Consider the following 3,672-nt stretch of genomic DNA (forward strand, 5'->3'; position numbering starts at 1 on the left):
GCGAAAGGCTGGCCAGGCCCCAGTTCACGCACGTGGTCCAGCGGCACGGCAAAGGTGGCAAACGGCGGGGCACCGCCTGTCAGCCGCGCCCGTATCGTGCCGGCCGGCGCCAGCGCGACCTGGGCTTCCTGGATGGCCACCAGTTCGACTGGCGGCGCCGTGCCATTGGTCATGTTGACCGCGGCCGCCAACTGGGCGCCGCGGCCGGCCGCTTCACCGCTTGAATTCCAGGTCGCTAGACGCAGGCTGGGCATGATGGTGCTTTCTGGGAAATCAGTTGAACCTGTGCTCCACGAGGTAGGTGGGCACTTTGAAGCGCTTGAACGGTGGGTACATGGTGTCGTAGCGCCCCTCCCACGGCGGCGCCGATTCGTAGTGCAGAAACTTCCGGTCCTTGCGAGGCGGCAATGTGAGCCAGGCTTGCTGTTCGAGCGTCAGCGAATCGTTGCCCCAGTTTTCCAGGAAGCTGGCGAGGGCCTCGCAGACGCTTCTGATTCTTTCGATCAAGGGTGACCAATTCCTGTTCAGGTCGCTGAAAATGTTGGTCCGCTTTTGGGCAACATTCGAATAAAACTCGTCCTCCCGTTGGACGGCAATCTTGAAGAAGTATCCCCAGATGGCTGGCAGCTGCCTGACGTGGGACGCCACTGTGCTGGTGAATTCATTTGACGGCGGGTCGCCGAACGTGTCCTTGATCACCGATACCAGTGCCGCCTTGAACCAGAGCCCGGTCAAGTCCTTCATGGAGCTGTGATATTCCAGCCAACTCGTGTCGCTGCCCGGCAGTTCCGATGTTTCCTGCTCGGGGTTGTCGAATGAAAGCACCTGGGTGGACTGTTTTTCGAAGGCTTGGTATTGAAGCTTGAGTTGATAGGGCTCGCTGAGGGCGCCCAGCGCGCCGGTCAAGGTCTTGCTCACCATCACATACAGCAAACCCATGTTGCGTGCCTTATCGAGGGTCCACTCCGATTTATCCACATCGGTGGCGCCGACGCCGGAAATGGCGTCGCCCATCCAGGTGAACACCTCCCATATCAGTCGGCGCCAGAACCAGGTGTCGAAGTCTCTTTGAATCTTCGCGTCCGAGACATCGGGCGGAATGGGCTGGGTGAAAAGCGCATTGTGCCGGTCGCGGGCCTGGCGAGTCTTGCTGATCGAGTAGAGGAAGTAGCCGGCCAGTGTCATCGGCACATTGGCTTGAGAGGAATAGCCGCGGCCCCAGTCCTTTTCGCTTCTGCACAGAATGGTGTCGCAGACAAAAGGGTCCCATTTGTCGTTGGCATTGCGTGCCAGGCGGGCTTTCGCGGCAGCAATGTTGATGCCGTCATCGACATTTTCGGGTGATATCTGCGGCACCACCTTCTCCCACGGGCTCATCTTGTATTTCAGCTCACTGCTTGCGTCGCTTGATGGCAGCAGTTTATTTTCTGTCGCGTAGGCATTGGAGAGCAATTCAAGCTTGCTCCTGATGTCCTCACGCCAGCTTCCAAGTGTGATGTATTTGATGTCTTCCTGCTGGATGTCAACCGATTCTGACAGCAGCTTGCCGAGATCGATTTTGAATGCATGGGCATCTGCCGGGTCGGCAAAGACCAGCGGCTCGGTGACGAGTTCAAGCACGTTGCCGGAGTCGGATTCGATCAACCATTTGCCAAATCCATTGATCACCAAACTCATCACTTTCACGTGAGTGAACGCGAACACTGGGTTGTCGTGGGAGCAGAATTCGATTTCGAAGCCATACGTGTTGTTCGGCATTTGTTCTGCCCCACGCACGAAATTCACCTCTTCCCCCGAGTCGGGACCGTCCAGGAAAAAGGTGATTTTTCCGTCTTTTTGCCTGAGTATTTTCATTTGGCTTCTCCGCTCGCCTTCGGTGCCTGGCAGGGTTACCCCCGAATGCCGGATCTGGTCAGGGCTTGCTGACAATTTGCATGGCGTGCTGCACGGCCTGGGATACACCCGCCTCGCTGGCGCGCAGGGCTGCATCTACCTCGGCGACGGCTTTCTGTGCGGCGGCTTCTTCCATGCTTCTGGCATCCGCCGAGGCTTGCAGGGCCGTGCGCAACGCCGCATGCGTCGCCGCGATGGCCGCGTCCACTTGCTGCTGCGTGTTGCGCACCGCGTCTTCGGCCGCGCGCATCGCCATTTCCAGCGGGGAGCGCGCGGGGCTGGGGGTTGGGTCGTCGTTCATCACGGGTTCTCCGGTTCGAGGGGGGCCAGTGGTGGCCGGGGAGCGGCCGGCGGGCTGCGCAGGCCGAATTCGCGCAGCGAGATCACACCGTTGCCGCTGAGCAGCAACTCGGCCTGCTGTTCGCCCGAGGCCAGGCGGTACAGGCAGGTGTGGCCGTCCTGGCCCATGCGGGCCTGGTGGGGGCGGGCGGCGGCCAGCAGGGATTGGGCGGAGGCGAGGTAAGCGTCCACCAGGCGGCGGGCGGCGTCGCCGGTTTGGCCCTGGAACCTGGTGTGGCGCACGATCTGCATCAAGCCCTCGGACAGGCGCGAGAAGCCGACCTGCTTGCCGCTGGATAACCACGCACCGACCGCCTGGCCGACTTCGGCTGGCGAGGGCAGGCCGTTGACCTGAGGGCAGTCCAGCGCGCCGAAGAACAGCGGCAGCAGCGTGTTCTTGGCATCCTCGGCTTGCGTGGCCCGCAGCTCGGGGCTTTGCGGGGCGCCGGGTTGTGCGGCGAGCGCCTGGTAGAAGCCGAGGTAGTCGGCAAATTCGAGCGGCGTGCGGGCCTGCTGTACGGCGAATGCGGCGGCCTCGGTGGTGATGGCGTTGTCACCTGCGGCCAGCAATGGGTCGTTCATCAGCCGCACCAGGGCCACGCGGTCGAGGAAGTCCATGGCCTGGAAGACAGGTGCGCTGGCCACGCCCAGCTTGCCCAGCCAGGCCTGCGGCGCTGTGAGTTCGGCCTGGTTCAGCAACTGGTGTTCGGTGCAGACGCGGCGCATCTGAGTGGCGAGCAGCGCGTTATCGTCGCCGCCTTCGGCCTTGGCCAGCACGCGCAGGTCGGCCAGGCCCAGCGACATCAGCTTGACCGGGCTGGCCAGCAGCGTGAGCACCGGCAGCAGCGCCAGCGGCGAGCCGTGCAGGCCCAGCTGGACCTGGGCCAGCAAGGTGGTTTCGTCGGGGAAGTCATAGCGCACGGCGGTGCTGGCCATGGCCCAGGCGAACCACTCCAGGCCACCGTCGACAAAGGCCAGTGCGAGGCGGCCCAGGTCGGACAAGGAGCCTGGCTGCTGGACCGGCCGGCCGGCGACGGAGACGGACATGGCGATGGCTCCTGTTGCGTTGTGCGTGCCTGCGGCTGGCTCAGCCCGCCGGGAAGCCCTTGAGCACGTTGGCCGCGGCCGTGCCGACGTTGCTGAAGTCGGTGGTGGCGTTCTGCATCAGCTTCTGGGCTTCGCTGATGGCCGTCTGGTACTTCGTGTCGCCGGTGGCCAGCAACTGGGCCATGGCCACGCCGACGGCGGTGGTCGCGATGGTCGAGATGTTGCGCAGCGCGTCGGCCGCGTCCTGCACCGCGATGGCGGTGGACTGGGCCACCGACTGATAGGCCTTGCCGGCGCCGCTGGTCAGCACGACCTGCGGGCTCATCGTGGCCAGCTGGACCTGGTTGATGACGTCGATAACCTGGGCGTTGACCTTTGTCGGATCCATTGCTG

Annotated in this window: 5 protein-coding genes; all 5 read right to left on the reverse strand. The window is 63.2% G+C overall.

Annotated elements, in window-relative coordinates; genetic code table 11:
- A partial coding sequence (locus tag FKP22_RS23930; RefSeq protein ID WP_170201050.1) for a hypothetical protein occupies positions 1-254 on the reverse strand: 254 nt, incomplete at its 3' end.
- Positions 255-273: 19 nt separating this feature from the next.
- A complete protein-coding gene (locus tag FKP22_RS23935; protein ID WP_141290173.1) occupies positions 274-1,854 on the reverse strand; it encodes a hypothetical protein in 1,581 nt (526 codons plus the stop codon).
- A gap of 58 nt (positions 1,855-1,912) precedes the next feature.
- Positions 1,913-2,197 (reverse strand): hypothetical protein, encoded by a 285-nt coding sequence (locus tag FKP22_RS23940; protein ID WP_141290174.1) that lies wholly within the window; start codon positions 2,195-2,197, stop codon positions 1,913-1,915.
- The gene (locus tag FKP22_RS23945; RefSeq protein ID WP_141290175.1) at positions 2,194-3,279 is read right to left on the reverse strand and encodes a hypothetical protein; all 1,086 of its coding nucleotides are present in this window, start codon (positions 3,277-3,279) and stop codon (positions 2,194-2,196) included. Before FKP22_RS23945 ends, FKP22_RS23940 begins: the two co-directional genes overlap by 4 nt.
- Before the next feature lie 40 nt (positions 3,280-3,319).
- The gene (locus FKP22_RS23950; protein WP_141290176.1) at positions 3,320-3,667 is read right to left on the reverse strand and encodes a hypothetical protein; all 348 of its coding nucleotides are present in this window, start codon (positions 3,665-3,667) and stop codon (positions 3,320-3,322) included.
- Positions 3,668-3,672 lie beyond the last annotated feature (5 nt).

The sequence above is a fragment of the Ideonella azotifigens genome, from assembly GCF_006519715.1.
Lineage (GTDB): Bacteria > Pseudomonadota > Gammaproteobacteria > Burkholderiales > Burkholderiaceae_C > Ideonella > Ideonella azotifigens.